A 26671-nucleotide genomic window follows, 5' to 3' on the forward strand; every position below is an offset into this window, starting at 1 on the left:
GGAAGTTTACTGACTGCGTGATATTTCCCGAATTGCCTGTTTGACATCATCAACATGCGTCAAGTTGATGATGTGGTCAGCGCCTTCTAGCCATTTAACGTCAACTTTACTGTTTTTAAACAAGGAGGTGGCAACCGATGCATTATTCGGTCGGACAAGTTTATCTTCCGTCCCTTGTATCACTTGAATCGGCTGTGTGATGGCTGAGAATTTTACTCTCGCGTCTGCAAGCCCCTGTGATAAAGCCAGCACTTCGTCGTTTGAATGTGCCCATATATCTGGGACGACGGCCTTTGGAATCCAGTTAAGGGCATGGTTATACCAACGAGCGGCGGCTAATTTAGCATCGAGATCGCCAGCTAAAATGACAAGACTTTTTACGTATTGGGGATAATCTGCGGCGAGTAGAGGTACCAAAGATCCTCCTAATGAGTGACCAACAAGAGTAAATTTTTGTTTGTCATTATTTTCCCAGATGGATTTCAACATAGGCCCTAACAGTTGTGATTGTGTCTCTAACGATAAGGGAAAAACGTCGCCGGGATATGAGGATTCTCCCCAGCCTGGTCTATCTAAAGAAATGAGGCGAAAATCTTGTTCAAATGATTCTTCTAGATAGTATTTTGAAAAGCTAGACCAACTTCCAGGTGTGCCATGCACAAATACCACGGTTTGTCTTGATCGGATACTGAGATCATTGGTCTTATAATGAAGCTTATACTGACCAAGGTGATGATCGACGTCGACATATGCGTCTTTGGTAAGGCCTGATGTGTTTAATACCAGATTCGTTGTTGCTTGATTTTTACGGATATCTTCTGGCGTAGTGCATGCCGCTAGAGCGAGGGAGCAGAAAGTAACAAGGGGGGCCTTTCTGAATAATGGTTTCATACGTGCTCCGTTTCAGAGAGTAACATTATTGAGACGTGATATGGGACTGCAGAGGGACTCGAAAGTTCCTTTGATATTTTCCTAAGGTGCGCCATTGCCCCTGATTACGTAACGTCATAGTGTATTCTATATGACTTGCTTCTCAGAAAAGACCCTTTCGTTGTGAATGGGGTATAGTTAGTTATCAAGCCATCATAGACTTTACTCCTAGCGTAAAGTCTATGATGGCTTGTGCGATTAAGAGAAACGGAATTGAGAGATTTTGGTATTCAATTCGTCAGTCATCTTGGCGATGATATCACTGTTGTCAGTAACTTGCTGAGCATCAATTAAGACTTTTTCAGAAACCTGTTTTATCTCCATTAGATTATGATTGATGTCTTCGGCGACGACATCTTGTTGCTCAGCAGAGGAGGCAATATGCTGACTGCGATTAGATACATCATCAATTTGTGTCTGCATATCGCTTAATTTGGCGACGGCATATTGTACTTGTTTGGCACCTTTTTCCGCATCTTGTGTACTGCTTGCCATAGACTGAGAAGCGGCGGTAGATTGCTGTTGTAGTTTTTCGATAATACTGCGAATTTCGATAGTGGATTCTTGGGTGCGATTCGCCAAAGATCTTACTTCGTCAGCCACCACAGCAAAACCACGCCCTAATTCACCAGCTCGTGCGGCTTCAATGGCGGCGTTAAGAGCAAGCAGGTTGGTTTGTTCTGAAATATCACCAATCACACCAAGTACAGAATCTATGTCATTGGTTTGATTAAGCAGCTCTAAAATGACTTGATTGGCGCTTTCAATCTGTACTGTTAAATGTTGGATATCGGTATTGGTGGTATCAAGTTCTTGACTACTCTGACGGGTAACTTGTTGAACCGTTTGGGTCGCATGAGCAGTATCAAGCGCATTTTGAGCGACGTCTTTAATGGAGTAGGACATCTCATTCATAGCGGTCGCCAACGCATCCACTTTTTGAAACTGATTGTTCATTACTTGTTGGGTATTTTGTGAGCGCATTCGCATGTTTTCACATACGTCTTTTAGAGCCAAAATAGAGTGCGCGAATTGCGTCAGGGTGGCGTTTAGAGAATGTGACACCGTATTGGATGCGTTGGTGAGTAAGCCGATTTCATCATTACGTTGCATGTTAAGTGACTGCGTCATGTCGCCATTAGCAATGCCTTGTAAATGTTGGGTAACCTTTTTTAAAGGAAGAGTAATATTACGCACAATACTGATACAAAGAACCAATACTAAGCCGACTAGAATCACTTGAATAAGAATCGATTTTTGTAGGCTTGACCAAAACCGACTGGCGACTTCTTCATACAATACGCCACTGCCAATAATCCAACCCCATTGATCAACGCCTTTAACAAAGGAAACCTTTTCCAGTGGCGGCGCGGCGTTAGGTGGTTGAAAATAATAGCTAACAAATCCTTCGCCGGCTTTTTTGACAATAGATACCATCTTTTGCCAATGATAAGCGCCGGTAATATCCTGATTATTAAACATGTTCTTGCCATCCAACTCAGGTTTAATAGGATGCATTAAGATGTTGGCATCCATATCATTTACCCAAAAATAGCCATTGCCTTCATAGCGCAAACTGGACAGGGCTTTTAAGGCTTGTTGCTGTGCTGCGGCTTTGCCAATGGTGGGGGCTTGCTGAGTGTAAAAAGTGACTAATGAATGCGCGCTTTCAACCTGTGATTTCACCATATCTTTACGCGCATTCAGTAGGTCTTGATAAAGCTGTTTATAGGCCAAACCTTCAAAAATAATGAGAACAGATAGCATGGAAGCTATGATGATCCATAATTTATGACCAATTTTTATTGAGCTAAGAAACATGGATACCTTCCTATCATTTCAATTGCTAACTCACATTCATACCTATCTTAGGATGATGTAAATGATAAGTGGCAGGCATTATCAACTTACATCTTGGATTTTGCTTTGCTCTATTGTTTATATTTGTATTTATTTAGGACTGTTATTGTTTATTTTTATATTAATTAAGGGGCGTTATGGTTTAGATTTATAATTATTATTGAACAATAATATAGATCAACAACTTGTATTCTCAATGAAAAGCAAGAATATTTCAATAGTTTAGATATATTAACTATTAAGGGTGTGAGTAGACCCATCGATTTTTTAGTAAGGTAAAAATGCGTGAGGTAAACAGTCTCTCGGATTGAGTCCTGCATTCAGTTGGGGAGCAATGCATGAATACTCTTTTATTATTCAAAGCAAGTTATTATTCAAGAAAAGTTTCGCCATGCACAAGTGCAAAATAGTTTTTGCTAAATCTAGACCAACTCGCATAATAGCCATGCGGACGTGGTTTCAACAAGGTATCTTTGTTTATCTACGCTGTGTTTATCGATGAAAAGGGTGGGAGCCCATATCATTTCTATTGTAAGGGTGAATGCTATGCAATTTTCTGTGTTGATGACAGGCTGTTCCAGCGGGATTGGATTGGAAGCTGCGCGTATGTTGCAACAGCGAAATTTTCTCGTGATCGCCAGTTGCCGTCAGCAAAAAGATGTCGATGCTTTAAAAGCACAAGGCATAGAGCATGTGGTGCAGTTAGATTTAACGGATCCTGATTCCATTGAGAAAGGTCTTGCCGCCACCTTAGAGATCACAGGTGGGCACTTGTTTGCGTTATTCAATAATGGTGCGTACGGACAGCCAGGTGCAGTGGAAGACCTGCCTGTGGCGGCATTGCGAGCGCAATTTGAAGCCAATGTTTTTGGTACTCATGATCTTACCACACGAATAATCAAGTTGATGTTAGCACAGGGTTACGGTCGTATCGTGCAAAATAGCTCGGTGTTGGGTTTGGTTGCCGCGCCATTTCGAGGCGCTTATAACGCCAGTAAGTTTGCTTTAGAAGGACTGACCGATACCTTGCGCTTGGAGTTGCACGATACCCCATTGAAAGTGAGTTTGATTGAACCAGGTCCAATAGAGAGCCGCTTTCGTGCGAATGCCTTGCAGGCGTTAAAAGATAACATTGATATAGCGGCCAGCCGTCATCAACAAGGCTATCAAGAAGCCATTACTCGTTTGAGTAAGGAAGGGGTGGCCTCATCACACACTCTGCCAGCCAGTGCGGTGGTGAAGAAATTGCTTCATGCCTTAGAATCACCACATCCTAAAGCTCGATATTATGTCACCACACCGACCTATGCTGCGGCACTGATGAAGCGCCTTTTGCCGACGGTTCTGTTGGATTGGGTGATGCGTCGTCAAGGCAGCTAATCTGCCTTGGCATTGCTTAGTAAATTTGGATTATTGGCTGCTCAGCTGCGCTAACCAATCGTCCATCGCCTGTAAATATTCCTTTCTGGCGTTTTCATGAGACAAGTACAAATCGTGGAAGCCTTTATCAATCACCACTTCCGTTAGGTTGGTAAAGCTTCTATGGGCAGCTTGTTTCATGCTGTTTACGTCTAGCACACCATCCCCTTGCTGGGTTTCAATTACACTGTCTTTGCCTATGGTGCTGATTCTGGAGCGACACAATAGGGTCGGTATATTGAGACTTTGTTGTGCTAAATTGCGCTGCGCTAGAATGATTTCTCTGAGCCAATGAAAGGACAGATCAAAACCTTCTGCAGGTTTCCAATCGAGTCGATAATCCCATTCTCCACCAAAACGACTGTGTAAAGTCTTGGCATAAGTGGTGATCTTCTTGGCGCGTAAAGAAGAGAAAGGCAATGCCGAGACCAAAATACGAATTGGCCAGCTGATGCGATTCAGTAAAGCTGGAGGAAAGGGCAGTGCTAAAAAAGGACTGTTCAATATAAACCCGATCACTTCGGGAAACGACATTTGGTAATGGCTTTCCCGCTCAGGCAAGGCGTAAGGTTGCGCTAAATAAGTGGAGACCACTAGACCGCCGGTAGAATGGGCTAATATCACTACTTGCTCAACGCCGTCTTGCTTCATGGTCGCCAAAGCAATGTCCAAATCTTGGCTGTATTGCTCTACTGAGTCACACCAGTTAGGTGGGGTAGAAGGGCGGATAGAACGGCCATAGCCTTGTAAGTCTATCGCGTAAAAACGGTAGCCTTGATCAACAAAGTGCTGTGCTAAACCCGCTTGAAAAAAGTAGTCTGTGTAGCCGTGCACATACAAGATCGCTTTACTGGCTTGTTGATTCCCCAAATGATGGATCAAGGTGGTGTGAACCTGTGTTTTTGGGCCAGGGAAAGCGAAGGTTCGGTAATAGAAGTCCGCGCCCAATTGGTCTTCACCTTGATTGAGTAAACGCCAAGCTTGTCCTAATGGTGCGCTCATAAAGACTTCTCTTGTTTGTTGATAAGTATTCGTTGAACCCGATTAGTTGAACAGGTTCTTGCCTAATTGATCTATGGTCAGTTTGGCTTTACGTACGGTGATTTCAATGCATTCATCACGGTTTGCCATGAGGTCTGAACGAATGAAATTATGCACTTTTTGTTCTTCCCCTTCGCCTAAGGTAATGGTTGCAGCTACGCGATACTGACCGCCGTCTTTCATTGGCGCTGGGGTGATTTGGTAACCATTGTATTCAATGGCGTCTGCGGTTTTTTCTGCAGGCGCTTCACCACCTGAAAATATGCCTTTTAGAGCAGATAAAATACCCATTTCTTGTTTCTCCTAATTGTTATGGTGGTTATTCTTCGGGGATTTTATGCAATAGTCAAATTAGGTCGATGAGTTATACTAGGAAGATATTAAATAAAGGGGAATAACTTGCCACAAACTCAACAAAATAATCCATTGCATGGCGTTACGTTAGAAAAAATGGTGACGCAACTTCAAGAGCATTATGGTTGGCAGGAATTGTCTTGGCTGATCAATATTAACTGTTTTAAAAAAGACCCATCAGTAAAGTCGAGTCTAACGTTTTTGCGTCGTACGCCTTGGGCGCGAGAAAAGGTCGAAGCCTTGTATTTAGAAACCTTTCATTAATTGAGTTCGTCAACCAAATCATTATGGTGCACTAGGTTGCGTCCTTTGTGCTTGGCGGAATAGAGGTTTTTGTCTGCCGCCTTGAGGAACCGACTAAAGGAATGACCCTGTTGCAGTTTGGCAATACCGATACTGACGGTAATCTTGATTTGATGTTGGCTGGCGCGGAACACAGACGCTTCTACGCGCTGGCGAATGTTTTCGGCAAAATCGTAGGCTTGCGAAGCGGTAGTATCTTTTAAAATGATTAAAAACTCTTCGCCGCCAAAGCGATACACATGATCTTTCCCTGTGTAAAACTGTAAGAGTTCCGTCAATTCTATCAAGACTTGGTCGCCCACTTCATGACCACATTCGTCGTTTACCGTCTTAAAGAAATCAATATCGACAATTAATAAACGAGTGGCCCATTCTGAATCTATGTAGAGGGTTTTGGTTTCACGATTGAAATGATCAAAAAACACTTTCAATGCATGACGGTTTTTGGCGCCTGTTAATGGATCTTCAAAGGCCATTGTCTTTAGCCGCTGGTGTTGATTATTCTGTTGAATCTCGTAGAGATAACAGACGGCATAGACCATAAAATAAGCCAATACATAGTTTAGAATGGAGCGGTAATGAATGAAGTTGTCGGTGTCAGAGCGGAAATAAATAATAAAAATAGCGGGGAAAGAGGCCAGTATAGTATAACAAAGCCCGGCTTTGGCACCGCCTAATAGACAGAAAACAGCGGGCAATAACATTAACCAATACACAGAGCCTGCGCGTAAATCCGCATATCCAAAGGTAAACAGAGCAGCAGAACAGAGAGTAATTATGAAGAGATGACGATGCCAAGCTTTGGTTTGCTCATGGCGGGCTCTCCAAAAGAAGTAGAAATTGAGTAGGCACAAGCCAGATTGAATTAAGCCTAAGTTTTGCTGGTCAAGCATGAAAGTATTCAGCAAGCAGAAAAACAAGATAATGATGCCTGTGCTTAAACTCAGCCATTTATGCAACGTATTTCTTGTCGCTTGGAATAGGGATTCAGTAGCAAAACTCATTTATCTACATCTCAAAGAAAAATAAGGCATGTTTTTTGCGCCATATTCTCTCTCAAAAGAATAGATGAGTTAGACTTATTTCAGTAACAATTTGTTATCGATGGCTGTGAACTCAGTGGCGGCTTGGATAAGCGACTGTGCCGTTAGGTCTTCGACACCAAAAACTTCCACTTTGGTTTGATGTTTATCAATCAAGGTTTTGGCCAGTAAATCAAAATCCCCATCCCCCGATGCCAGCACTAAGATGTCCGCATCACGACCGTACTCTAGGGCATCTATGGTAATACCCACATCCCAATCGCCTTTCGCGGAACCATCAGCACGTTGAATAAAAGGCTTTAATTTCACTTCGAAACCAATGGCGCGCAATATGTTTTGGAACTGGCGTTGCTTTTCGTCGCCACGGTCAGTGGCATAAGCAATGGCTTTTACCAACTGTCTTTTGTTCGTTACCTGTCGCCAAAAAGCGTTATAGTCAAACGATCGTGAAAATGCCTGTCGAGTGGTGTAGTAGATATTCTGTACGTCCACCAGAATGGTTACCCTAGGTTGTGCTGTTTGCTGAGAGTGTGCCATTAAATAGCCCTTTTGTTTGCTCATTAAGCGAGTACATCATTATGGCGTGTCGTGTTGACGGATGGACACATTCGCAGATTTTGCTAAATCATCTTCACCAGCGAATAACACCAGTTTTTTTAAACTGATTGGCTCTGCTGGTCGTAATTGAAGGGTCAGGTTTTGATCTCGTTCGATAAGCGAATAAAGACCTTGTGCCATTTCCAATGCAGTGACACTATTTGCTGGCGCTAAGCCCAGTTGTGAAATTTGATTTTGCAGATTCAACAAAGCCATGTCTGGTGTTTGCCATGTTTGCAAAAGGTGTTGGTATAAGCCTGCGTTGTCAAAGCTAAGCTGTACTTGAGCAAGCTTGAGTTTGTCGCCGTAAATAACGAGTACGGCTTCGGGTTGACCAAGGGCAATAGAAGCCAGCAGATCGGTTCGCACTTCGGTCAAATTGAGTGGCGTTTGATCGACTAGGCTGTCACTGGTGATGTTCCATTTACCTAGATCTTTAATGTCCAGATGCAGCTGTGACGTTACTTGCTCACCGTCGACTTGAGAGCGAAAGTGGCCTTTGCCCAATACCGTCTGCAAACCCGCATGGCGAAATAGGCTGGCACTGCTGGCGGCTAGCTGGTTCACCGGTGTTTCTTTGATCCAGAAATCCACATCCAAACTGGGTTGCTTGAATAAGTAAGCGTTAAACGATATGCGCGATAAATAAAGCCAAGGGGCTGAGGCAGAACCAATGCGAACGTTTTCTAATGAAGGCGTCAAGGTAAAGGGATCGAGATGCAGACGTTCATAATGAATCAGCTGCGTTAATCCAGCATTTTGAATACGCTGTTGAATTTTTTCCTCAGCATAATCGCTGCCAAACTTTTGTACCAAATAGAGGACAAAAATAGCGATACAAGCAAGGACAATGAAGAAGGCAACGCCTTTGGCTAATTTGGTCGTGACTGAATAATTCAAACTAACATTCCGTAATAGTAGGTAAAGTAAATTTAACTTACCGCTCAATACTGAGAAAATATCATATTCTCAATAACATATGTCAGTTTATCGCTTGTGGTATGATGCACAAGCGCAATGCATCACAAGGAGTCCCCTATCACAAATCTCATTCCATCCCGTCAAGACTTATGGTTTCTCCCACTTGGGGGTACTGGCGAAATCGGTATGAACTTAAATCTTTATGGTCACGATGGACAGTGGCTGATGGTAGATTGTGGTGTGTCATTCAATGAGCCTCTTACACCGCAAGAGATTCGCACTGCCGATATCGTCAGTGCTGATCCAAAGTTTATAAGCGATCAAAAGGAGCGTTTGGCGGGCATAGTGATTACCCACGCCCACGAAGACCATGTCGGCGCCTTGCCTTATTTATGGCGACGCTTTAAATGTCCTGTGTATACGACCAAGTTCACGGCCGAAGTGTTGCGTCGTAAATTGGCGCAAGTAGGGTTGCTTGAGGCTGTGCCTATCATCGAAGTGGCCGATCAAGCGTCGCAACGCATTGGCGTGTTTACTGTGTCTTGGATTGGTTTAACCCATTCTACGCCAGAAGCCTTTGCGCTAACCATAGATACTCAAGCGGGTCGTGTGTTTCACACCGGGGATTGGAAAATTGATCCGTCTCCTGTTGTCGGAGAAGGCTTTGATGCTCAGCGCTTTTGTGCCTTGGCGAAGCAGGATATGCTCGCCATGGTGTGTGATTCCACCAATGCGTTACAAAAAGGTCATTCCGTCTCCGAAGAAGCCTGTTATCAAGCCTTACTTGAAACCATAAAAGCGGAGAAAAATCGCGTCGTCGTGGGCTGTTTTAGCAGTAACTTGGCGCGTTTGGTGTCCCTTGGCAAAGTGGCCAAAGAAACGGGGCGATATTTGGCTTTATTAGGTCGCTCTATGATCAATATGGTTAACATCGCAAAAGCGACAGGCTATTGGCCCGATGATTTGCCCTTAATTGATGCCGCGCACGTGGGGTATTTACCCCGTGAAGAAGTGTTGGCCGTGGCCACTGGGAGTCAAGGGGAACCGCGCGCGATGTTAAATCGCTTGGCGGCCAACAATTGTTTTGATTTGACTTTAGAAGCCGATGATTTGGTGCTGTTTTCCGCCATGATGATTCCGGGCAACGAAAACGACATACTGCGCTTGGTGAGTCAATTTAAAGGGCAGAAAATTCGCACCTTGCAACAGCAGGACACTAGCTTACCCATTCATGTGAGTGGCCATCCCTATCGCGACGAGTTGCAAAAACTCTATTCTTGGGTGCAGCCGCAAGTGGCCATTCCAGTGCATGGTGAAGCAGCTCATTTAGCGGCCAATGCGGATGTAGCGAAAGACAGCCACGTGCCTCACCAGCTTGTAGGCCTAAACGGTGACTTGTATCAGCTGGCTCCCCGTATCAAATTGGATCGTAAGGTGGTGAACACGGGGCGCATTGCTTTATTGCGTTAATCTTTGCCCACTAGCGGTTAGATTCTATCAGTGGGGCATATTGGGTTTTGGCTTGTTGGCCAGGAATTTCTTTGGCGAGTTTGGGCATCAGATAGCCGGGTAATTCTGCGGCCACCTTGCCCATCAAAACCTGCGCCTCTTCAATGCTGATATCAAAGTGCGCTGCCCCTTCCACGGGGTCTAATGTGAATAGGTAATAGGGCAGAATGCCTGCGGCAAACAAGGCTTCGCTCAAGTTTACTTGATCTTCCACTTGATCGTTAATGCCTTTGAGTAACACCCCTTGATTGAGCAAGGTTACGCCAGCCTGCTTGAGTTTATGGCTAGCATTCGCAATGGCTTGATCCACTTCATTCGCATGATTAATGTGCCAAACCATGACAATGTCCAAACGGCTGCTGCTGATCCAAGCCAACAATTCATCATTAATGCGTTGTGGAATCACTACGGGTAAACGGGTGTGAATGCGTAAACGTTTAATTTGTGGCAATTCTTCAAGCTGTCGCACCTTATCCGCTAACAGGCTGTCTTTCATCATCAAAGGGTCGCCGCCACTTAAAATGACTTCATTGATGTCGGGATGGTCTTGTAAGTAAGCAAACACGCTTTGCCATTCTGCTTGGGCTAACTGGTTGTCACCATAAGGAAAATGACGTCGAAAACAGTAGCGGCAATTCACCGCACACACGCCAGTAGTAATCACCAAAAGACGACGCTTGTACTTGTGGACGAGGGCTTTTTGCGGGTTGTGTTCAGCCTCGGCCAGTGGGTCTGTGGAGTAGCCCGCCACTTTTTGCATTTCTGGTGCGCTGGGCAAAATTTGTCGTAGCAGAGGATCGTTTTGATTGCCGTATTCCATGCGCGCTACATAAGGTCTTGGTGCCAATAAGCGGAAACTTTGATGCGCTTCTACACCTTGTAATATTAGGTCTTGCGATAAGCCCAAATGATCGATCAGATCAGGTAATGAGGTAATGGCTTGTTTGAGCTGTTCTGTCCAGCTTAGCTGGTTTTCAGTTTGAATCGGTATCACGTCAAATATCTGCAAAATTGAGTTTATTTAGGTTATGATTGCGCCAAGGATTTTGGCCACTTGGCCGATTGGCTCACAAAGATCTCTGCAAACGCTATTTTACGACCCTAGGCTTAAAAACGTTTGCAGAGATCTTAGGCTGACATGATACGCCAGTCAGAGCGTTTTCTCTAAACATATACGGTGAGGATGTATGGCAAATATTTCTACCAGTGACATGCGTAGCGGCACAAAAGTAATGGTCGATGGCGATCCATGTGCAGTATTGGACAACGAACACGTAAAACCAGGTAAAGGCCAAGCCTTTAACCGTTTGAAATTGCGTAACCTAAAAACAGGTCGTGTTTGGGAACGTACCTTTAAGTCTGGCGATACTTTGGAATCGGCTGATGTCATGGACACCGACATGGAATACTTGTATACAGACGGTGAGTTCTGGCACTTCATGGCGGTTGATGGTTCATTTGAACAGCACGCAGCGGATGAAAATGCCATTGCGGATACGAAGAATTGGTTGAAGGAACAAGAGAAATACGTTGTAACCTTATACAATGGTGCGCCGCTGGCGGTTACGCCACCTAACTTCATCGAGTTAGAAGTGGTAGAAACCGATCCAGGTGTGAAAGGTGATACCGCCAACGGTGGCTCTAAACCAGCTTTCTTGACTACAGGCGCTATGGTACGTGTGCCTTTGTTCATCAACATTGGTGAAGTATTGCGTGTGGATACCCGTACGGGCGAATACGTTTCTCGTGCGACAGGCAAATAAATCTGATTCGCTAGAAGCATGTTTGAAGAAGGGAAGCCGTGGCTTCCCTTTTTTGTGTCTGCTTTTTATTAATGGCTCTCAGTCTGACTTATCATTATGTGCTGCGCTGCTTTGTCCGCAATCGCTAAAGTGGGCGCCGTGGTGTTGCCGCTGACCAAGGTAGGCATGATGGAAGCATCAATCACGCGGAGTTTATCAATGCCGATCACTTTCAGGTTTTCATCGACAACCGACATTTCATCTGTGCCCATTTTGCAAGTACCGACTGGATGATAAATGCTTTCTGCGTGCTGTCGTATGTAGTCGATCTTTTTGTCTTCCGTTAAGTTTGACTTGCTTGGTTGCCAAATTTGTTTGGAAAACGCTTTGAATGTGGATTGCTGTAAAATGTCATTGGCACAATCGAATGCTCTTATCATGCCTTGTAAGTCTTCTTCCGCGGATAAGTAATTGGCTTGAATTCTAGGCGCAGCAAAGGGGGAATTCGAATGCAAGCCAATCTGGCCACGGCTGGCAGGGCGCAACAAACAAGCCCTTAGGGTAAAGCCAAAGTGACGTGTGGTAGGCCATAAATTTAGACCGTGATTCACCTCAACCGCAGGCAAAAAGTGCAACTGTACATCGGGTCTAGGATTGTCAATTTGCGTGGCGACAAAGGCACCGGCTTCGGCTATGTTGGACGCTAACAAACCGCGACGCTTAGTGTATTGCATCACTGCCTTAATGCCTTGGGGTAAAAAGCTTGGGTGAAAGGAAATGCTAGAACGGGTTTTGTCTAAATGAATCAGACTAATATCCAAATGGTCTTGTAAATTCTGACCGACGCCTGCTAACTCATGCTCAAGCTTAATGCCTTTGGGTGTCAATTCTTTGCTTGCGCCGATACCGGATAACATAAGAATCTGCGGACTGTGAATGGCACCTGCGGATAAGAGAACTTCTTTTTGGGCTTCGAGGAAATGCGATCTGCCATCCTTGCAATACAAAACGCCAGTGGCAGCTTTATCATGTAACGGAATCTTTTCCACTTGCGCTGCTGAAATGATGGTCAAGTTGGTTCTGTGTTTGGCTTTATCAAGAAAAGCGTGAGCCGCACTGCAGCGTTGACCATGGTTTTGCATAACATCGTAAAAGCCTGTGCCCAATTGCTCTGCGCCATTGAAATCAATATTCAGCGGTAAACCGTATTCTTGACAAGCGTCGACAAAGGCATGCGAAAGAGGATGCTGGTGGCGCAGAGCTTGTACTTGCAACTCGCCATCGCCCCCATGCCAAGCGTTTTCACCACGGTGATAGTGTTCCGTGGCTTTGAAATGCGGTAATAAGCTGGCGTAATCCCATCCTTTAGCTCCGTGTTTTTGCCAGTCATCATAATCTTGCGCTTGGCCGCGGGTGTAACACATGGCATTGATGGCAGTACTGCCGCCTAAGCCCTTACCTCTGGGCCAAAATAATTGTCGATTGTTTAATTCCGCTTCGGCTTCTGTGTGTAATGCCCAATTGAATGTTTTATGGCGCATCAAGCCAATAATGCCTGCAGGAATCTTTACTAGGGGATGATTGTTTGCTCCGCCAGCTTCTAGCAAGGTGACTTGCCATTGCGGGTTTTGAGATAGGCGTTCGGCCAACAGGCAACCTGCTGCACCACCGCCGATGATGATGTAATCCATATAAAGCACTCATTTTTGTTATTGGTTTGGCGCTATTGGATTTGATGTTAACTGATAAACTGGGTGGATTGAAGCTTCTAAATTAAGGGAGCTTCATTGATTTCCCTTGTCGTTATAGGTGAGTAAAATTACAGCTCAACAATCCATTTAGCTTGGTTTTTGCCTTCAAACAGTAAAGTGAGTGTGGGCCTCTACTTTAGAGGTTCATCATTTCGATAATCCATTGCTCAAATGCTTTAACAGAGGGTAAGTGCGCCACTCTTTGGGGAATGAGTAAATAGTAATCCTGTCCGGGAATGTGCAGAGAGTAATTTTTTTCTCCCCTCTGCAACCAAGCATTTTCAAGAGAATGCTCGGCGGTGATTCTACCCAATAGAGCGATACCTTGACCTGATAATGCGGCCTGAACGGTGAAGCTTTCATCATTGAAATATTGGGTTTTCGTATTTGGATAGTTTTTAGGTAGCTGTTCTTCTAGGTTCAAAGGGGCTAAGTTTGGATTTTTCCATTGAGTCGCAAAAAACTGTATTTGTTGCTTATCTCGATTTAATGCTTGCCAGTACTTTGGCGTTGCGTAAAGACAGAAATATTCTGTGAACAAGGTTTTTTTAACGAGTGTGCTCTTATGATGGTTTTTAGAAGAGTCGCCGTAGCGAATAACCAAATCAATTCGTCTATCGTTTTCTATGTCTACCATTTCATCTTCACCTCTGATCTGAATATTGATATCCGGGTACGTCGATTGAAATTTATTTAAGTTTGGGACGAGCCACTTACTTGCAAATGAGTTTGTCGTGCTAACGGTCAAATCATTGGGCATTTTTTGTAAGTAATTCATTTTCGTTAGTAACCCTTGTAAAGACTGATGAGCTGCTTCAGCTAAAATGATGCCTTCAGGTGTGAGAATGACTTTTCTGGTTTGTCGTTCGAAGAGCCTTATATTCAACTTATCTTCGAGAGTGCGGATTTGATGAGAAATGGCTGTCGCTGTAACATGGAGTTCAGCAGCCGCATCTTTGAAACTTCCAAGTCGAGCAGAGGCTTCAAACGCTCGAATTCCATTGAGAGAGGGTAATTTCTGAAACATACAGCATTTCCTTATAGATGAAATTAACTTATTTATAGGTAAAATTTAATCCTTTGTCATAACGCCATTTTAAATGAACACTGTCCTCTGTAAATGACAAGATAACAGAGGATATTATGAATAATATATTGCATATCGATTCAAGTGTTCGTTTAAGCGAGAGTGAAACCTCCTCTCATGCATCAATATCTAGATCACTAGGCCAGCACTTTCTAACTTTATGGATGAATAAAAATAATGCTACAGAGGTGGTTTATCGAGACTTAGCTGCTAATCCGCCTGAGTTTATTTCAATGGATTGGCTAGCGGCTGCGTTTACCGAACCAGGGACATGTTCGGAGCAGCAAAAGAGAGTGCTTGAACAGTCAGATTTGTATTATGAAGAAGTAAAACAGGCCGATTTAATTTTAATGACCGCGCCTATGCATAACTATGGCATGCCAGCCGTCCTAAAGGCTTGGTTTGATCAGGTTTTGAGGGTTAATCATACATTTACGTTTGATCTTGCGAGAGGCGATTTTCCGATTGAGCCGATATTGTCAGGAAAAGTATTAGTGCTATTAACCTCATCAGGTGAATTTGGCTTTCAAGCAGGTGGTGTTCGAGAAAAAATGAACCATTTAGGGCCTCATGTAAAACAACTTGGACGTTATTTAGGGGCGGAATTATTTTATGAAATTGGTTCTGAATTTCAAGAATTTAAAGATGCTAGACATAAAGAGTCAATTGCAGCGGCAAAGCATCGTATAGAGAGCTTAGTGACGGAATTATTAGGCTAAAAGTATTCGACCTCTCTAATGAGAGGTCGAACTTTTCTAGCTGAGATGAAACACTATTTGTTGCCAATTACTTTATCTAGTGACAAAGCGCCAGCGCCACTGAAAGCCAAAGACAAGCAGGCAACCAGCAGGGTTAGAGCGTATTCATAACCATTGTTTGCCATGAAAAGACCATTGCTGAAATGCACAGAGAAGATGGCGATTAGCATGGTGAAGGCCAAGGCGATGCCAGCAGGACGAACTAACAAACCAATGACTAAGGCCAGACCACCAAAGAATTCTGCGCTGCCCGCCAGCAGAGCCATCAGGTAACCAGGCTCAAGACCAATGGAGGCCATCCACTGACCTGTGCCTTCTAAACCATAACCACCGAATGCACCAAATAATTTTTGTGCGCCGTGAGCCATCATAATCAAACCAACGGGGATACGAAGAATGGTGCTTGCCCAGCCGGATGAAGTGCGAGTGATGTTTTGAATAAATGCTTGCATAGTTTATACCTTGAGATTTTTTATGAAGGATTGAAATACAATATACAGTTGGAAACAAAATAGATAACGAAGTATTTTGATTAATATGTTCAAAAAAGTTGAACAATAATGAGAGCTTATAACCAATTTTTCGTTTTTATTACGTTATTTTTTCGCATTGGACTGAATCAATTCACATAAGGTTACTAGCTGCTGGTGAGTATTGTGTTGCTCTGCCTTGCGTTCAAGGGGCCAGCCACAATTGATACGGAAACAATCTGTATAGAAATTATGGGTACTGAAACAAGCACCACTGCGAATGTCTATATTAAGCAGCTGGGCATCGGCTTCTAATTGCACTGCATTCAGTCCCGGGACCTGAACCCATAATACCATTCCTCCTTGTGGCGTACTGATCTTAGCGTTTTCAGGAAGGTTTTTGGCTAATACCTGTTGATATTGGTGAATGTGCTGTGCCATTTGATAACGGATTTTATGAACATGGCTGCGGTATTCGTCAGTGTTAATGAATTCTGCCATACAAGATTGCACCAAGCCGTTTACACCAAAGCTGGTGAGCGTGTGCTTGCGCATGTAGTCTGAAAAATAACGTCCCGGATGACACCAGCCTAACCTCATGCCTTCAGCCAAAATTTTTGAAAAAGATCCGCACCAAATCACATAACCTTGTTGATCCCAATACTTTGCGGGCAAGGGAACGTCCTTTTGATGGCTTAATTCAAAATACACATCGTCCTCTATCATGGGGGTGTGATATTTGGCAGCCAGTTCCGCTAAGGCTTGTTTTTGCTGATTTGAAAAGCTGATGCCATTGGGATTGATATTGTTAGTGCTGAACAAGGAGGCTTTCACTTTGCCCTTTTTGAGCAAGTTTTCAAATTGCAGTAAATCTATTCCATCTTGCCCAATAGGTACTTCGATAACTTGCCTTGATAAGGTGGTGAGTAAATCCAGTAAACCACTGAAACAGGGCGAGCCAATCGCGATAGTATCGCCTTCATTGGTGAGTGTTTCGATGGCTTTTTTGACGCTGTCGATACAGCCATTGGTGATCACCAGCTCTTGGCTCGAAAAGGCCAAACCGTAACGTCGTAAATGGTCTGTCAGGGCGGTTCGTAAAATCATATCTCCTTGAATATCAGGGTATTGAAAGAGCGGCTGGCTGGCACGATGGGCAACGCGCTTGATACTGCGTTGTAAACCTGTAGTAGGCAATAATTGGGGAGCAATCATAGAGGTGCCAAGCGGACTGAAAAATGCAGAATGGGGGTTGTAGCCTCGACTGGGGGCATACTTCTTAGGATCTCTTTGCTCCATCAATAGGTTAGAAAGAGCAGGAAAAGCCGTGTCCGTGATGCGACTAGCAACGAAATAGCCGGCCTGTGGACGCGCATAAATCCAGCCTGTTTGCTGAAGGTACTGATAAGCGCGTGTTGCGGTCGTCATGCTGACCTGATGTTGTTTGGTTACTTTGCGAAGGGCGGGTAAACGGGCGCCCGCGGGAAGCTTCTGGTGATTAATCTGCTCAATAAAATGTTCTGCCAAGCGTTGAAATTTAGACATAAGGCCAGTTCTATCTCAAAAAGTGAAACTTGATGTTGAACAATAGCAAAATTGTACTCTTATTTTTATTAAAAATTGAATCTGCTCTCTTTTATCTGTTGTTGCAATACTAGGTGTGTCATTTGCCGCCTTGCAGGGCGAAAGGAAGAAGAAAATGAAACAGAGAGATGTGGGTTTATTGTTCGCCTTGATGGCTTTATGGGGCTTGAATTTCAGTGTGATTAAGTTGGGGGTCAATAATATTGATCCGCTGATGTTGACCGCATTGCGTTTTACCTTTGCTGTGTTTCCCTTGGTGTTTTTTATTAAGCGTCCTAACGTGCAGTGGCGTTATCTGGTGGCATACGGTCTGTCATTTGGTGTCGGTGTTTGGGGCTTAACTACCTTGTCGATTCGCTTAGGGCTATCCGCTGGCATGGCGTCCTTGTTATTGGATATGAGTGTCGTTAGCAGTTTGTTAGTAGGGTATTTTGTGCTGAAAGAAAAGTTGACCTTCAATAAGTTATTGGGGGCGGGACTGGCCTTAATGGGGTTATTCATCATAATGCAAGCGGATGGCGGTGCCATTACCATGGCTGGCCTTGTATTGGTCTTATTGGCTTCGGTGTGTTGGAGTGTGAATGGGGTTATTGTGAAATGGGCCAATACGCGAGACATTTTCGCTTTTAATGTATGGGGGATGTTGTTTGCGCCTTTACCTTTGCTGGTTTTGTCGCTTCTTATAAATGGCTCACAGGTCGTATTGGAACTGTTGGCAGGGGTTAATCGTTCGACCTTATTTTCAGTGTTGTTTCAGGCTTATCCGACGACATTATTAGGGTATTGGCTATGGAATAAGATGATAGTCAGATACGGTATTTCCAGCGTTGCTCCCATGACCTTATTGGTTCCTGTGTTTGGGGTGTTGGGTGGTTACTGGTTTTATGATGAAGTGATTCATATCAGTCAGATGCTTGCTGGTGCAATGATTTTAGGAGGATTATTTATCAGTCAAATGCCAAGGCAAGTAGTGTTTTTAAAAACAGGTTAAGAAAAGTCGTTTTTTATGTATCAATTCTGATGAGCAGGCTGAAATGATGCTTTTTTGAAAACACAATGTGTTGGATATGATCGATTTTGTTATTTTTTCAACAAATTATTACAGATCAACTGATGAAGCTACTTATGTTTGATCGCTAGTATCTAGACTTCCGCAAGATTTTTTTGTTATGGAAGTGTAGGCATTTTATATGAGTACCAAAGCGCTTTTTGGAAGTACTGATTTGTATAAACAGTTTGTCGAATTGGCACCTGTTTTGTTTTTTGCTGTCGATACAAACTTTAAGTTTACCTATATCAATATCATGTATGCCAAAGTACATGCTGTCGCTCAAGAAGAGGCAGTGGGTTTACATCTTGCTGACTTGATTGGCGAAACTGCCTTCAAGGCAAACCTGAATTTTTATAAAAAAGCCTTGTCTGGAAAGGCAGTACAATATAAAGGTTTAACAACCAAAATTGACGGTAAAGAATATTATTATAGTGCAACCTATGAGCCCTTTATGGTAGACGGAGAGGTAGTGGGTTTTACTGGCACGGTACAGGATAGAAGCTCAGAATATCGACTGGCTCAATTGTCCGATACGGATTCGCTGACGGGCTTAAGAAACAGACGGAAATTTGATAGAGATTTAAAAGCAATCTTGAGGAAAAAGGGACAGAGTGCCTTAGTGATGATGGACTTGGATCATTTCAAAGCCATTAATGACAACTTTGGTCACGACATAGGAGATGAGGTATTGGTCAAGGTGAGCCGTTTTTACAAAAAATACATGCGCACTAAAGATGTGGTGTATCGCATTGGTGGTGAAGAGTTCGCTATTATCTTACATAGCAATGAAGTAGAGGATATCGAACTGGCAGAATATTGTAATCGGATTTGTTATCAGCTGGCGAACACCTCTATCTTGCAAGAGCATCCGGTTACCTTAAGTATTGGGGCAACCATGGTATTGGCTGAAGATAATGCCAGTTCGTTAATGAGGCGAGCAGATAAGGCCATGTATCAAGCGAAATACAGTGGTCGCAATCAGGTCAGTATTATCTAAGTCGCGGTCAGATTACAGTATTCAGGGAAAAAGGAAGTGGTTATGCAGGACATTCATTACGGTTTGATTTTAATGGCTGCCTTTGTTGCGGTGGCAAGCCCTGGGCCTGCTACCTTAGCAATAGCCAGTACGGCGATGAGCTCAGGGCGATCTAATGGCATAGCAACCGCATTTGGCGTGCTGACAGGGTCTTTCCTTTGGTCTTTTTCTGGCGCCTTTGGCATGGCTGCTGTGATGTACGCTAATGCATGGTTATTTGAAATCTTGCGTTATTTTGGGGCTGCCTACTTACTATTTCTGGCTTTTAAGTCCTTTAAGTCGGTAGTGCGACCTAAGCCAATCGCCTTAGAGCAGACGACGTCAAAGTCTTTGCAAAGCGATTATTTACGCGGCTTGGGAATACATTTGACCAACCCTAAGGTTATTTTGTTTTTTGGCGCCTTGTATTCCATGGGTGTGCCAACTGGCGTGGAAGTCCAAGGTTTGCTTTCGATTATCTTTTTGATTGGTTTGCAAAGTATGTGTTTGTTTCTTGGCTATGCTTTGTTGTTTTCCCATGAAACATTTCGACGTCTTTATTTAAGGATGAGCCGATTATTTGATGGCCTGTTTACTGTGTTTTTTGGTGTGGCAGGTGTGAAAATGCTACTGAATAAATTCACGCCATAATTTGACTAAGGCCGGCGCGATAAATTTGCTATGATGGGCTTTATTTTTTAGGGCGTTTCCTATGTATGATGCTGCATCATGGCAACCCAGTGCCGAACTTTCTGTGTTGCGTCAGCGTGCTGATGTATTTGGCAAAATACGACAATTCTTTGCCGAGCGAGAGGTGATGGAAGTCGACACTCAGTGTTTGTCTCTAGCAAGTATTTCGGATCCTCACATCGAAGTCCTCACCGCTCATACCCGCTCCATGGGGCAAGACCTCATCTATTATTTGCAAACCTCACCTGAGTACGCCATGAAGCGATTGTTGTGTGCCGGTGCGGGTTCGATTTATCAGTTAGGTAAGGTCTTCAGAGCTGAGGAAATAGGGCGTCGCCACAGTATCGAATTTACCATGTTGGAATGGTATCGCATCGGCTTGGATCATTGGCAATTGATGGCTGAAATTGAAGCCTTGTTGCAAGCTGTGATTGCATCGAGCCTTCAATGTGAATACCTCAGTTACCAGCAAGCTTTTATCGACTTTACTGGGTTAGACCCTTGGCAAGTGAGCCTTGAGGACTTGCAAACCTGCGCACATCAAGCAACTGAATACGGCCTGCAAGAAGCAGACAGAGACACCCTGTTAGAGCTGATTTTTGCGAGCGTGATAGAACCCAAAATTGGTCAGCATAAACCTTGTTTTATTCACAGTTATCCAGCGTCTCAGGCGGCACTAGCAAAGTTACAAAAAAATTCTGAAGGCAACCTCATCGCGGCTCGATTTGAGCTTTATTGGCAAGGCATGGAACTGGCGAACGGCTATTATGAATTGACCGATGCACAAGAACAGGCGACACGTTTTGCGCAAGATAAAATACAAAGAAAGATGGCTGAATCGGCTGAACGCCAATTCGATGAGCGACTGATAACCGCCTTGACTCAGGGCATGCCAGAGTGCGCTGGAGTGGCGTTAGGTATTGATCGCCTGCTCATGCTAATCTGTGGCAAAAAGGACATTGCTGAGGTGTTGGCATTTGCTCATGAACGGGCTTAATCCAATTGCGTAAAATGAGGTTTTGGTGAGCAAGTTATCCGATACATTGAGTGAGGCTGCGGCTTTGTCTGTGGCCCCGAGAAAAGCCATCTTGCTGTCTTTGTTGGCGATTTTATTCGTGGTGATTGTCATCATATGGAAAGGCGGAGAGGCGCTTAAAAGTCGGCAAATTGAAGACTTACAACTGACATCAGAAGAGCAATTGGCGCAGTTGGCCAATGTGATTGAAAGTGCCATTGCCAAATATCAGCACATGCCGACCTTACTGGCGACCAACGGACGAGTCAAAAAAGCCTTGCGTGATGGTTTTTATCAGGACATCTCTCAGTTAAACCTCGAACTTGAGCAAATCAACCGTATTACCGAGGCGTCCGATAGTTATATTTTAAATAAGGATGGTCTTACCATCGCGGCGTCTAACTATCAAAGTGACGCCAGTTTTATCGGTAAAAACTTCGCTTTCAGACCCTATTTTCAACAAGCTATTCAGGGCAAACCGGGGCGCTATTATGCCTTAGGCACCACCTCAAATCGACGTGGCTATTATTTTTCTTACCCTGTTGTCGATGAAGAAGAAATCATTGGTGTGGCCGTGGTGAAGGTAGACATTAGTCAGTTTGAGAAACGCTTTGCCAATCAAAATTATGACTTTATCTTGCTGGATCCAGACGGTGTCGTCTTCAGCAGTTCAAGACCAAGTTGGCTTTACCAAGTCTTGCGTGAATTATCCTACAGCGAACTTAAGCGCATTGCCGAATCTCAACGCTATAAAGACAGACCGATTGAAAAACTGCCGATTGCTTACCAGAAACCGTTAAGTGATACGGCTACCTTAGTGGATGTGCTAGAAACCAATCCGGTGAATGGGGAACTTGAGCGCCGTTCTTATTTGAAAATGAGTCGTCCTATTCAGTTATTGGGTTTCACGATTTCTCTTTTGTCGCCTCTGCAATTGATCAATGAAGACATTGCTTTGTGGCGCGCCATATTTGCTGGTGCTTTGATCATCACAGGTTTGCTTGCTGGTCTGGCTCTGTTGCGACGTCGAATGCTACTAGAGCGTTATAACGCCAATGAAATGACACGTCATAACCAAGCCTACATTCGAGAAGTGATTCAAAACACCCAAGCGGGCTTGGTCACATTGGACGATAAGCATCGCATTGAATCCTTTAATCCAGCCATCGAAAAGTTGGTGGGGCAATCCCTGAGCGCCTTAATTGGTCAACCCTTACAGACTTTGTTTCATGCCGATGACCAGCAAGCGCTGGATAGTGTGTGGCATGACGATGATGAATTGGGCATCAAAGTCGTCACCATGGAAGGGTATTTGCAATGGGATCAGCTGGAGTCGGTTCCCGTTGAGATGACACTTTGTGAAATGAAATTACCTAACCGGCGCAGTTATCTGGTGACCTTCCATGACATGACAGAACGCAAACGCTATGAGCAAGAGGTCATGCAAGCCCAGCTTGAATTGGAAAAACGTGTACATGAACGGACCTTTGAACTGGAGCAAGCCAACCTTCTGTTACGTCAAGAAATGGCCGGTCATAAAGATACTCAGAGGGAGCTGATTCAGACGGCAAAATTGGCGGTATTAGGGCAATTGAGTGCCGGGTTAAACCATGAATTAAATCAGCCTTTAACGGCCATTCGTGCCTTTGCTGGTAATGGGTTGACATTTTTGGACAGGCAAAACTATCAACAAGCACACAGTAACCTTGAACAAATTAATCAGCTGGGTCAGCACATGAGTGATATTATTGCTCGTTTCAAGGTGTTTGCTCGCAAAGGCGATGTGCAACAAGCGCCTATTGCCATACAAACGGCCATAGTGGGCGCGATAAAAATCATTTCTCCGCGCTATAAAGAAGTGGGCATTGAGCTTCAAATACCGGACGACCAAGGCTTTATTGTTCAGGGCGATATGGTGTTTTTAGAGCAGGTGTTGGTCAATTTATTGGCCAATGCAGTCGATGCCATTCAAGAGGCAAAACCTCATTCGCTCGAGCGCCGACAAACAGTGTGTATTGAACAAAGTGCTGATGAAAAAGAAGTGACCATTTGTGTGCGAGATTCCGGTGATGGCTTGACTGATGAAGCCATTAAGCATTTGTTTGAACCATTTTTTACCTCCAAGTCATCTGGCGTGGGTCTAGGGCTAGGTTTATCCATCAGTCAGCGTATTGTCGATCTCATGGGTGGGCAAATCAAAGCCCATAATAGCCCAAAGGGCGGCGCAGAATTCGTGGTGGTGTTGCCACGTTTCCAATCGAAAACAATGAATGAAAGAGAACAGCATGACGGATAAAAATCAGGTTTTATTAATTGATGATGAACAGGCTGTTCGTATGGCAATTTCGCAAACCTTGGCGCTGGAAAACTTTGCTGTTGCTGAGTTTGGCTCTGCACAAGGCGTGACGGAAAAATTATCCATTGATTGGCCTGGGGTGATTGTCAGCGACATTAACTTGCCAGGGAAAAGTGGCTTGGCGCTGTTTGAAGAAGTAAAAAAGATTGATGCAGAGATCCCCTTTATTTTGATTACAGGTCATGGTGATATCAGTATGGCGGTGAGCGCCATTCGTGATGGCGCGTATGATTTTATTGAAAAACCTTTTTCCAACGAGGACTTTGTTGAGGTGGTGCGACGGGCCAGTGAAAAACGTCGTTTAACCTTGGAAAATCGTAATTTGCGCCTTGAACTGGCAGCGCAAAATGCACCGGGGCCACGCATTATAGGTAATACACCGGGAATTCATCGCTTACGTCAGGCTTTGTTGCATGTGGCCGATACCGGCGCCGATATTTTGATTCAAGGCGAAACGGGCACGGGAAAAGAGCTGGTGGCACGTTACCTACATGAGCACAGTTCCCGCCGTGGTCAACCTTTTGTGGCCATTAATTGTGGTGCTGTGCCGGATTCCATTATGGAGTCAGAGTTATTTGGCCATGAGAAGGGCGCCTTTACCGATGCCAAAGTGCAACGTATTGGTAAGCTAGAGCATGCCAATGGCGGCACGCTTTTTTTAGATGAAATCGAAAGTATGCCTATGTCGATGCAAATACGCTTGCTGCGGGTGTTAGAGGAAAGACGCTTGGAGCGCCTAGGATCGAATAAAGCCATTGATTTGGATTTACGAATTTTGGCGGCCACCAAGGTGGACCTGAAGCAATTGAGTGAAGGGGATAGCTTTCGCGAAGATTTGTACTACCGTCTCAATGTGGTACGTGTGGACATTCCACCATTGCGGGAACGTAAAGACGATATTTCTTTGCTGTGGCAGCACTTTTGTTTGGTAGCAACCGCCCAATACAAACGTGAATCAGAACCCTTATCAGCGCCGCGTATGCACAGTCTGTTAAGCTATGATTGGCCAGGTAATGTGCGAGAACTGAGGAACTTAGCGGAGCGTTATGTTTTGATGGGAGAAGCGGGATCGTTTGAGTTTGATCAAATCATTATTAACGAAAACAATCCAGGAGTCATGACCTTACCAGAGCAAATGGAGCGTTTCGAAAAAACCTTGTTAGAGCAAGAATTAATGCGACAAAAAGGCTCTATTAAAGACACCATGGATGCATTGGGCTTACCGCGAAAAACCTTGTACGACAAAATGCGTAAATACGATCTTGATAAAGATTTGTTTAAACAGTAGCTGAGCAAAAGTAAATAAGATTGAAATTGCGCTTAGATTGTTTACTTATATAACATTGTTTTGTAAATTAGCGAGCCTGTCAATTCTATTCATTACTCAGGCTTCTCATCGCCACGTTCGATGTCGCGTTGTAAGAACAGGCTAAATGGATACTATAACTCGGTCTTTCTTGCCAAAGTGGAATTGCGCTTATTTAGGTAGAAGTCACAAAATCAGTTTGTGATTTTTCTGTTTTTATCTATCAGCTGGGAGGCACAGTGACACCCATTATTCGACATTTGTTACGTTCGTTAGGACGAACAGGCTTGGTGCTGGTGTTAACTCTCTCTGCCATTTTGATTGCCATACTATTAGACATTACTTTTGCGACGCTATTGGGTTTTACTCTCGATGTTCAGCGTGATGTCATAATGATCCTGATAATAGCGAGTGTAACGACGCCAATTTTATCTTGGTATTTGGTCGGCTTGTTTTTGCATGTGGATGTAATGGAACAAAAAATGAGACACCATGCTTCGATAGACAGTCTCACATCTGTTTATAATCGTGGGTATTTTTATAAAGAAGGTCTGGTTGCTTTGTCATCAAAAGCCAGTTTAAAAAAACCAGGTTTGTCTGCGTTCTTTGTTCTGGATTTAGATGGTTTCAAGCAAATTAATGATGAGTATGGCCATCTTTGTGGTGACCAAGCGCTGGTGTGCTTTGCGGAAGCGCTGCGTAGTGTCTTTCATTCTCCAAATGTGGTCGCGCGTTTGGGGGGAGATGAATTTTCTGTGTTATTGTGCAATGTGACAGAAGCAGAAGTGGCGAGTATTGCTCAGCGTATTTTGGAACGAGTGCGTACTATCAGTATAGCAACTGAGCAAGGCGCACTTAACTTTACCGCCAGTATCGGCATAGCTATGTTTCAAGGACAGGGTGAGCAAGTGTTTGAGCAGGCATTTCAGACCGCAGATAAAGCCTTGTATGAAGTAAAAAGGGCTGGTCGTGACGGCTATAAAATTCAAGCCGTCGAACACGGATAAAGGGTGTTAATCCTGCCAATATAAGCGGTCTGGGTTATCGACAAATATCGCTTTTCGAGTGTTTTTATCTGGTATCCAGCTCTGTACCAAATCCAATAAATTTGCATCGTTTGGTGCCTGTTCCGGTGTGCTTGAAACGTGTGGCCAGTTACTGCCCCAAATGATGCGCTCAGGGGCGTGTTTGATTGCCGCTTTGGTCATCTCAGCAAGGTCTTCATAGTCTGGTCCACCACTGGCTGAGCTTTCATAACAGGCGGCAATTTTATAATAGCAATTGCCCTTATCCAAAAGCTTGAGTACCTGTTTGAATTCGGCACTCGTAGTTTTAACTGGGGGCAAAAACTTGCCATGATGATCGAGACTAAAATTGCCTTTGATCTTATCCAGCAAGCTTGCGTGCTCTAAGATTTCTCGACCATTGAACTGCACGATGCAACTCCACCCAAGCGAGGCAATTTTATCGTTAACAGACAACAAGTCTTTTAGTCTGACTGCGCCTTGAGTCAATTGCATAATGCGGGCACCACGGGCGCCCATTTGATGCCACTTTTCCAGCTCGGCTTCGGTCGTTTCCGGAGTGACAACCACAATGCCGCGGGCTTTATTGCCCATTTTTTGTATCGCGTTGAGTAGCACTTGATTATCTGTCTGATAAGCATTGGGCTGGGTAATAACCACCTTCTCAATGCCTAACCACCTCATCACTTGCTGGTAATCCTCAAGGTTTGCTGCGTCGGCTGGAATCTCAGGGCCACCTGGTCGGTTTGGATGCTGAGCATCATAAACATGTATATGGGTATCAATGCTCCCTTTGGGCAACGCCATGTTGGGAGCGTGTCCGTTTAGTCGTCTTGCCATGATG

The 26671-nt window shown here is 44.2% G+C and carries 25 protein-coding genes; 12 read left to right on the plus strand and 13 right to left on the minus strand.

The features are described 5' to 3' along the window. Positions 1-6: 6 nt before the first annotated feature. Both ACXAH2_RS01720 and ACXAH2_RS01725 read right to left on the minus strand, forming a co-directional pair. Positions 7-891, minus strand: coding sequence for an alpha/beta fold hydrolase (locus ACXAH2_RS01720; RefSeq protein ID WP_475076151.1), 885 nt, complete (start codon positions 889-891; stop codon positions 7-9). A 237-nt stretch (positions 892-1128) separates the two neighbouring features. Further along, a complete protein-coding gene (locus ACXAH2_RS01725; RefSeq protein WP_475076153.1) occupies positions 1129-2751 on the minus strand; it encodes a methyl-accepting chemotaxis protein in 1623 nt (540 codons plus the stop codon). Between the two features lie 585 nt (positions 2752-3336). On the opposite strand from ACXAH2_RS01725, the gene ACXAH2_RS01730 reads away from it, so the two are divergent. Continuing rightward, a complete protein-coding gene (locus ACXAH2_RS01730; protein WP_475076155.1) occupies positions 3337-4170 on the plus strand; it encodes an SDR family NAD(P)-dependent oxidoreductase in 834 nt (277 codons plus the stop codon). A gap of 30 nt (positions 4171-4200) precedes the next feature. Here ACXAH2_RS01730 and ACXAH2_RS01735 read toward each other — a convergent pair whose 3' ends face one another. After that, positions 4201-5211, minus strand: coding sequence for an alpha/beta hydrolase (locus ACXAH2_RS01735; protein WP_475076156.1), 1011 nt, complete (start codon positions 5209-5211; stop codon positions 4201-4203). A gap of 42 nt (positions 5212-5253) precedes the next feature. Continuing rightward, a complete protein-coding gene (locus ACXAH2_RS01740; RefSeq protein ID WP_475076158.1) occupies positions 5254-5541 on the minus strand; it encodes an HlyU family transcriptional regulator in 288 nt (95 codons plus the stop codon). 108 nt (positions 5542-5649) lie between these two features. Here ACXAH2_RS01740 and ACXAH2_RS01745 point away from each other — a divergent pair, with 108 nt between their 5' ends. Next, on the plus strand, positions 5650-5868 hold the full coding sequence (locus ACXAH2_RS01745) for a VF530 family protein (RefSeq protein WP_475076160.1): 219 nt from the start codon (positions 5650-5652) through the stop codon (positions 5866-5868). Here ACXAH2_RS01745 and ACXAH2_RS01750 read toward each other — a convergent pair. The 3 genes from ACXAH2_RS01750 to ACXAH2_RS01760 all read right to left on the minus strand — a co-directional run bounded on the left by ACXAH2_RS01750 (position 5865) and on the right by ACXAH2_RS01760 (position 8447). After that, complete coding sequence (locus ACXAH2_RS01750) at positions 5865-6911, minus strand: GGDEF domain-containing protein (protein ID WP_475076162.1); 1047 nt, start codon at positions 6909-6911, stop codon at positions 5865-5867. The two genes, ACXAH2_RS01745 and ACXAH2_RS01750, sit on opposite strands and share 4 nt — an antisense overlap. 75 nt (positions 6912-6986) lie before the next feature. Further along, the gene (locus ACXAH2_RS01755) at positions 6987-7487 is read right to left on the minus strand and encodes a LabA-like NYN domain-containing protein (RefSeq protein WP_475076163.1); all 501 of its coding nucleotides are present in this window, start codon (positions 7485-7487) and stop codon (positions 6987-6989) included. A gap of 39 nt (positions 7488-7526) precedes the next feature. Next, complete coding sequence (locus ACXAH2_RS01760) at positions 7527-8447, minus strand: hypothetical protein (protein ID WP_475076164.1); 921 nt, start codon at positions 8445-8447, stop codon at positions 7527-7529. Between the two features lie 207 nt (positions 8448-8654). On the opposite strand from ACXAH2_RS01760, the gene ACXAH2_RS01765 reads away from it, so the two are divergent. After that, the gene (locus tag ACXAH2_RS01765; protein WP_475076166.1) at positions 8655-9938 is read left to right on the plus strand and encodes a ribonuclease J; all 1284 of its coding nucleotides are present in this window, start codon (positions 8655-8657) and stop codon (positions 9936-9938) included. Between the two features lie 10 nt (positions 9939-9948). On the opposite strand, the gene epmB is transcribed toward ACXAH2_RS01765, so the two are convergent. Further along, the gene (gene epmB / locus ACXAH2_RS01770) at positions 9949-10971 is read right to left on the minus strand and encodes an EF-P beta-lysylation protein EpmB (RefSeq protein ID WP_475076168.1); all 1023 of its coding nucleotides are present in this window, start codon (positions 10969-10971) and stop codon (positions 9949-9951) included. Between the two features lie 193 nt (positions 10972-11164). Between epmB and efp the strand changes: the two genes are divergently transcribed. Next, positions 11165-11740 carry an elongation factor P gene (gene efp, locus ACXAH2_RS01775; protein WP_475076170.1) on the plus strand — a complete coding sequence of 192 codons (576 nt, stop codon included), beginning with the start codon at positions 11165-11167 and terminating at the stop codon, positions 11738-11740. Between the two features lie 68 nt (positions 11741-11808). Here efp and ACXAH2_RS01780 read toward each other — a convergent pair whose 3' ends face one another. Next, positions 11809-13410 (minus strand): GMC family oxidoreductase, encoded by a 1602-nt coding sequence (locus ACXAH2_RS01780; RefSeq protein WP_475076173.1) that lies wholly within the window; start codon positions 13408-13410, stop codon positions 11809-11811. Between the two features lie 196 nt (positions 13411-13606). Beyond that, the gene (locus tag ACXAH2_RS01785; RefSeq protein WP_475076175.1) at positions 13607-14497 is read right to left on the minus strand and encodes a LysR family transcriptional regulator; all 891 of its coding nucleotides are present in this window, start codon (positions 14495-14497) and stop codon (positions 13607-13609) included. A 116-nt stretch (positions 14498-14613) separates the two neighbouring features. On the opposite strand from ACXAH2_RS01785, the gene ACXAH2_RS01790 reads away from it, so the two are divergent. Further along, on the plus strand, positions 14614-15276 hold the full coding sequence (locus ACXAH2_RS01790; protein ID WP_475076177.1) for an FMN-dependent NADH-azoreductase: 663 nt from the start codon (positions 14614-14616) through the stop codon (positions 15274-15276). 53 nt (positions 15277-15329) lie between these two features. Here the strand turns inward: ACXAH2_RS01790 and ACXAH2_RS01795 are convergent, their stop codons facing one another. After that, the gene (locus tag ACXAH2_RS01795; protein ID WP_475076179.1) at positions 15330-15767 is read right to left on the minus strand and encodes a DoxX family protein; all 438 of its coding nucleotides are present in this window, start codon (positions 15765-15767) and stop codon (positions 15330-15332) included. Between the two features lie 144 nt (positions 15768-15911). Beyond that, complete coding sequence (locus ACXAH2_RS01800; RefSeq protein WP_475076181.1) at positions 15912-17330, minus strand: aminotransferase-like domain-containing protein; 1419 nt, start codon at positions 17328-17330, stop codon at positions 15912-15914. A 154-nt stretch (positions 17331-17484) separates the two neighbouring features. On the opposite strand from ACXAH2_RS01800, the gene ACXAH2_RS01805 reads away from it, so the two are divergent. The 7 genes from ACXAH2_RS01805 (at position 17485) to ACXAH2_RS01835 (ending at position 25809) form a co-directional block, all read left to right on the plus strand. Next, positions 17485-18360 carry an EamA family transporter gene (locus ACXAH2_RS01805; protein ID WP_475076183.1) on the plus strand — a complete coding sequence of 292 codons (876 nt, stop codon included), beginning with the start codon at positions 17485-17487 and terminating at the stop codon, positions 18358-18360. A gap of 199 nt (positions 18361-18559) precedes the next feature. Continuing rightward, positions 18560-19417 (plus strand): GGDEF domain-containing protein, encoded by an 858-nt coding sequence (locus ACXAH2_RS01810; protein ID WP_475076185.1) that lies wholly within the window; start codon positions 18560-18562, stop codon positions 19415-19417. A 42-nt stretch (positions 19418-19459) separates the two neighbouring features. After that, positions 19460-20086 carry a LysE family translocator gene (locus tag ACXAH2_RS01815; RefSeq protein WP_475076186.1) on the plus strand — a complete coding sequence of 209 codons (627 nt, stop codon included), beginning with the start codon at positions 19460-19462 and terminating at the stop codon, positions 20084-20086. A 61-nt stretch (positions 20087-20147) separates the two neighbouring features. Further along, positions 20148-21122 carry an EF-P lysine aminoacylase EpmA gene (gene epmA, locus ACXAH2_RS01820; RefSeq protein ID WP_475076188.1) on the plus strand — a complete coding sequence of 325 codons (975 nt, stop codon included), beginning with the start codon at positions 20148-20150 and terminating at the stop codon, positions 21120-21122. A gap of 25 nt (positions 21123-21147) precedes the next feature. Next, entirely contained in the window at positions 21148-23436 is a 2289-nt protein-coding gene (locus ACXAH2_RS01825; RefSeq protein WP_475076189.1) for an ATP-binding protein, read from the plus strand. After that, a complete protein-coding gene (locus tag ACXAH2_RS01830) occupies positions 23426-24784 on the plus strand; it encodes a sigma-54-dependent transcriptional regulator (protein WP_475076191.1) in 1359 nt (452 codons plus the stop codon). The genes ACXAH2_RS01825 and ACXAH2_RS01830 overlap by 11 nt, the downstream gene beginning before the upstream one ends. A gap of 257 nt (positions 24785-25041) precedes the next feature. Beyond that, a complete protein-coding gene (locus ACXAH2_RS01835; RefSeq protein ID WP_475076193.1) occupies positions 25042-25809 on the plus strand; it encodes a GGDEF domain-containing protein in 768 nt (255 codons plus the stop codon). Positions 25810-25815: 6 nt separating this feature from the next. Here the strand turns inward: ACXAH2_RS01835 and ACXAH2_RS01840 are convergent, their stop codons facing one another. Further along, positions 25816-26667, minus strand: a complete 852-nt coding sequence (locus ACXAH2_RS01840) for an amidohydrolase family protein (protein WP_475076195.1) — start codon at positions 26665-26667, stop codon at positions 25816-25818. Between the last annotated feature and the right edge of the window lie 4 nt (positions 26668-26671).

The organism is Marinomonas sp. ABL3_031, assembly GCF_056161265.1.

Coding starts and splice junctions, on each gene's coding strand:
- ACXAH2_RS01765 (WP_475076166.1), top strand. CDS start 8,655: ATGAACTTAAATCTTTATGGTCACGATGGACAGTGGCTGATGGTAGAT.
- ACXAH2_RS01785 (WP_475076175.1), bottom strand. CDS start 14,497: ATGTTTCAGAAATTACCCTCTCTCAATGGAATTCGAGCGTTTGAAGCC.
- ACXAH2_RS01840 (WP_475076195.1), bottom strand. CDS start 26,667: ATGGCAAGACGACTAAACGGACACGCTCCCAACATGGCGTTGCCCAAA.
- ACXAH2_RS01805 (WP_475076183.1), top strand. CDS start 17,485: ATGAAACAGAGAGATGTGGGTTTATTGTTCGCCTTGATGGCTTTATGG.
- ACXAH2_RS01755 (WP_475076163.1), bottom strand. CDS start 7,487: ATGGCACACTCTCAGCAAACAGCACAACCTAGGGTAACCATTCTGGTG.
- ACXAH2_RS01830 (WP_475076191.1), top strand. CDS start 23,426: ATGACGGATAAAAATCAGGTTTTATTAATTGATGATGAACAGGCTGTT.
- ACXAH2_RS01780 (WP_475076173.1), bottom strand. CDS start 13,410: ATGGATTACATCATCATCGGCGGTGGTGCAGCAGGTTGCCTGTTGGCC.
- ACXAH2_RS01720 (WP_475076151.1), bottom strand. CDS start 891: ATGAAACCATTATTCAGAAAGGCCCCCCTTGTTACTTTCTGCTCCCTC.
- ACXAH2_RS01795 (WP_475076179.1), bottom strand. CDS start 15,767: ATGCAAGCATTTATTCAAAACATCACTCGCACTTCATCCGGCTGGGCA.
- ACXAH2_RS01725 (WP_475076153.1), bottom strand. CDS start 2,751: ATGTTTCTTAGCTCAATAAAAATTGGTCATAAATTATGGATCATCATA.
- ACXAH2_RS01735 (WP_475076156.1), bottom strand. CDS start 5,211: ATGAGCGCACCATTAGGACAAGCTTGGCGTTTACTCAATCAAGGTGAA.
- ACXAH2_RS01800 (WP_475076181.1), bottom strand. CDS start 17,330: ATGTCTAAATTTCAACGCTTGGCAGAACATTTTATTGAGCAGATTAAT.
- epmA (WP_475076188.1), top strand. CDS start 20,148: ATGTATGATGCTGCATCATGGCAACCCAGTGCCGAACTTTCTGTGTTG.
- ACXAH2_RS01740 (WP_475076158.1), bottom strand. CDS start 5,541: ATGGGTATTTTATCTGCTCTAAAAGGCATATTTTCAGGTGGTGAAGCG.
- ACXAH2_RS01730 (WP_475076155.1), top strand. CDS start 3,337: ATGCAATTTTCTGTGTTGATGACAGGCTGTTCCAGCGGGATTGGATTG.
- ACXAH2_RS01815 (WP_475076186.1), top strand. CDS start 19,460: ATGCAGGACATTCATTACGGTTTGATTTTAATGGCTGCCTTTGTTGCG.
- ACXAH2_RS01790 (WP_475076177.1), top strand. CDS start 14,614: ATGAATAATATATTGCATATCGATTCAAGTGTTCGTTTAAGCGAGAGT.
- ACXAH2_RS01810 (WP_475076185.1), top strand. CDS start 18,560: ATGAGTACCAAAGCGCTTTTTGGAAGTACTGATTTGTATAAACAGTTT.
- ACXAH2_RS01750 (WP_475076162.1), bottom strand. CDS start 6,911: ATGAGTTTTGCTACTGAATCCCTATTCCAAGCGACAAGAAATACGTTG.
- efp (WP_475076170.1), top strand. CDS start 11,165: ATGGCAAATATTTCTACCAGTGACATGCGTAGCGGCACAAAAGTAATG.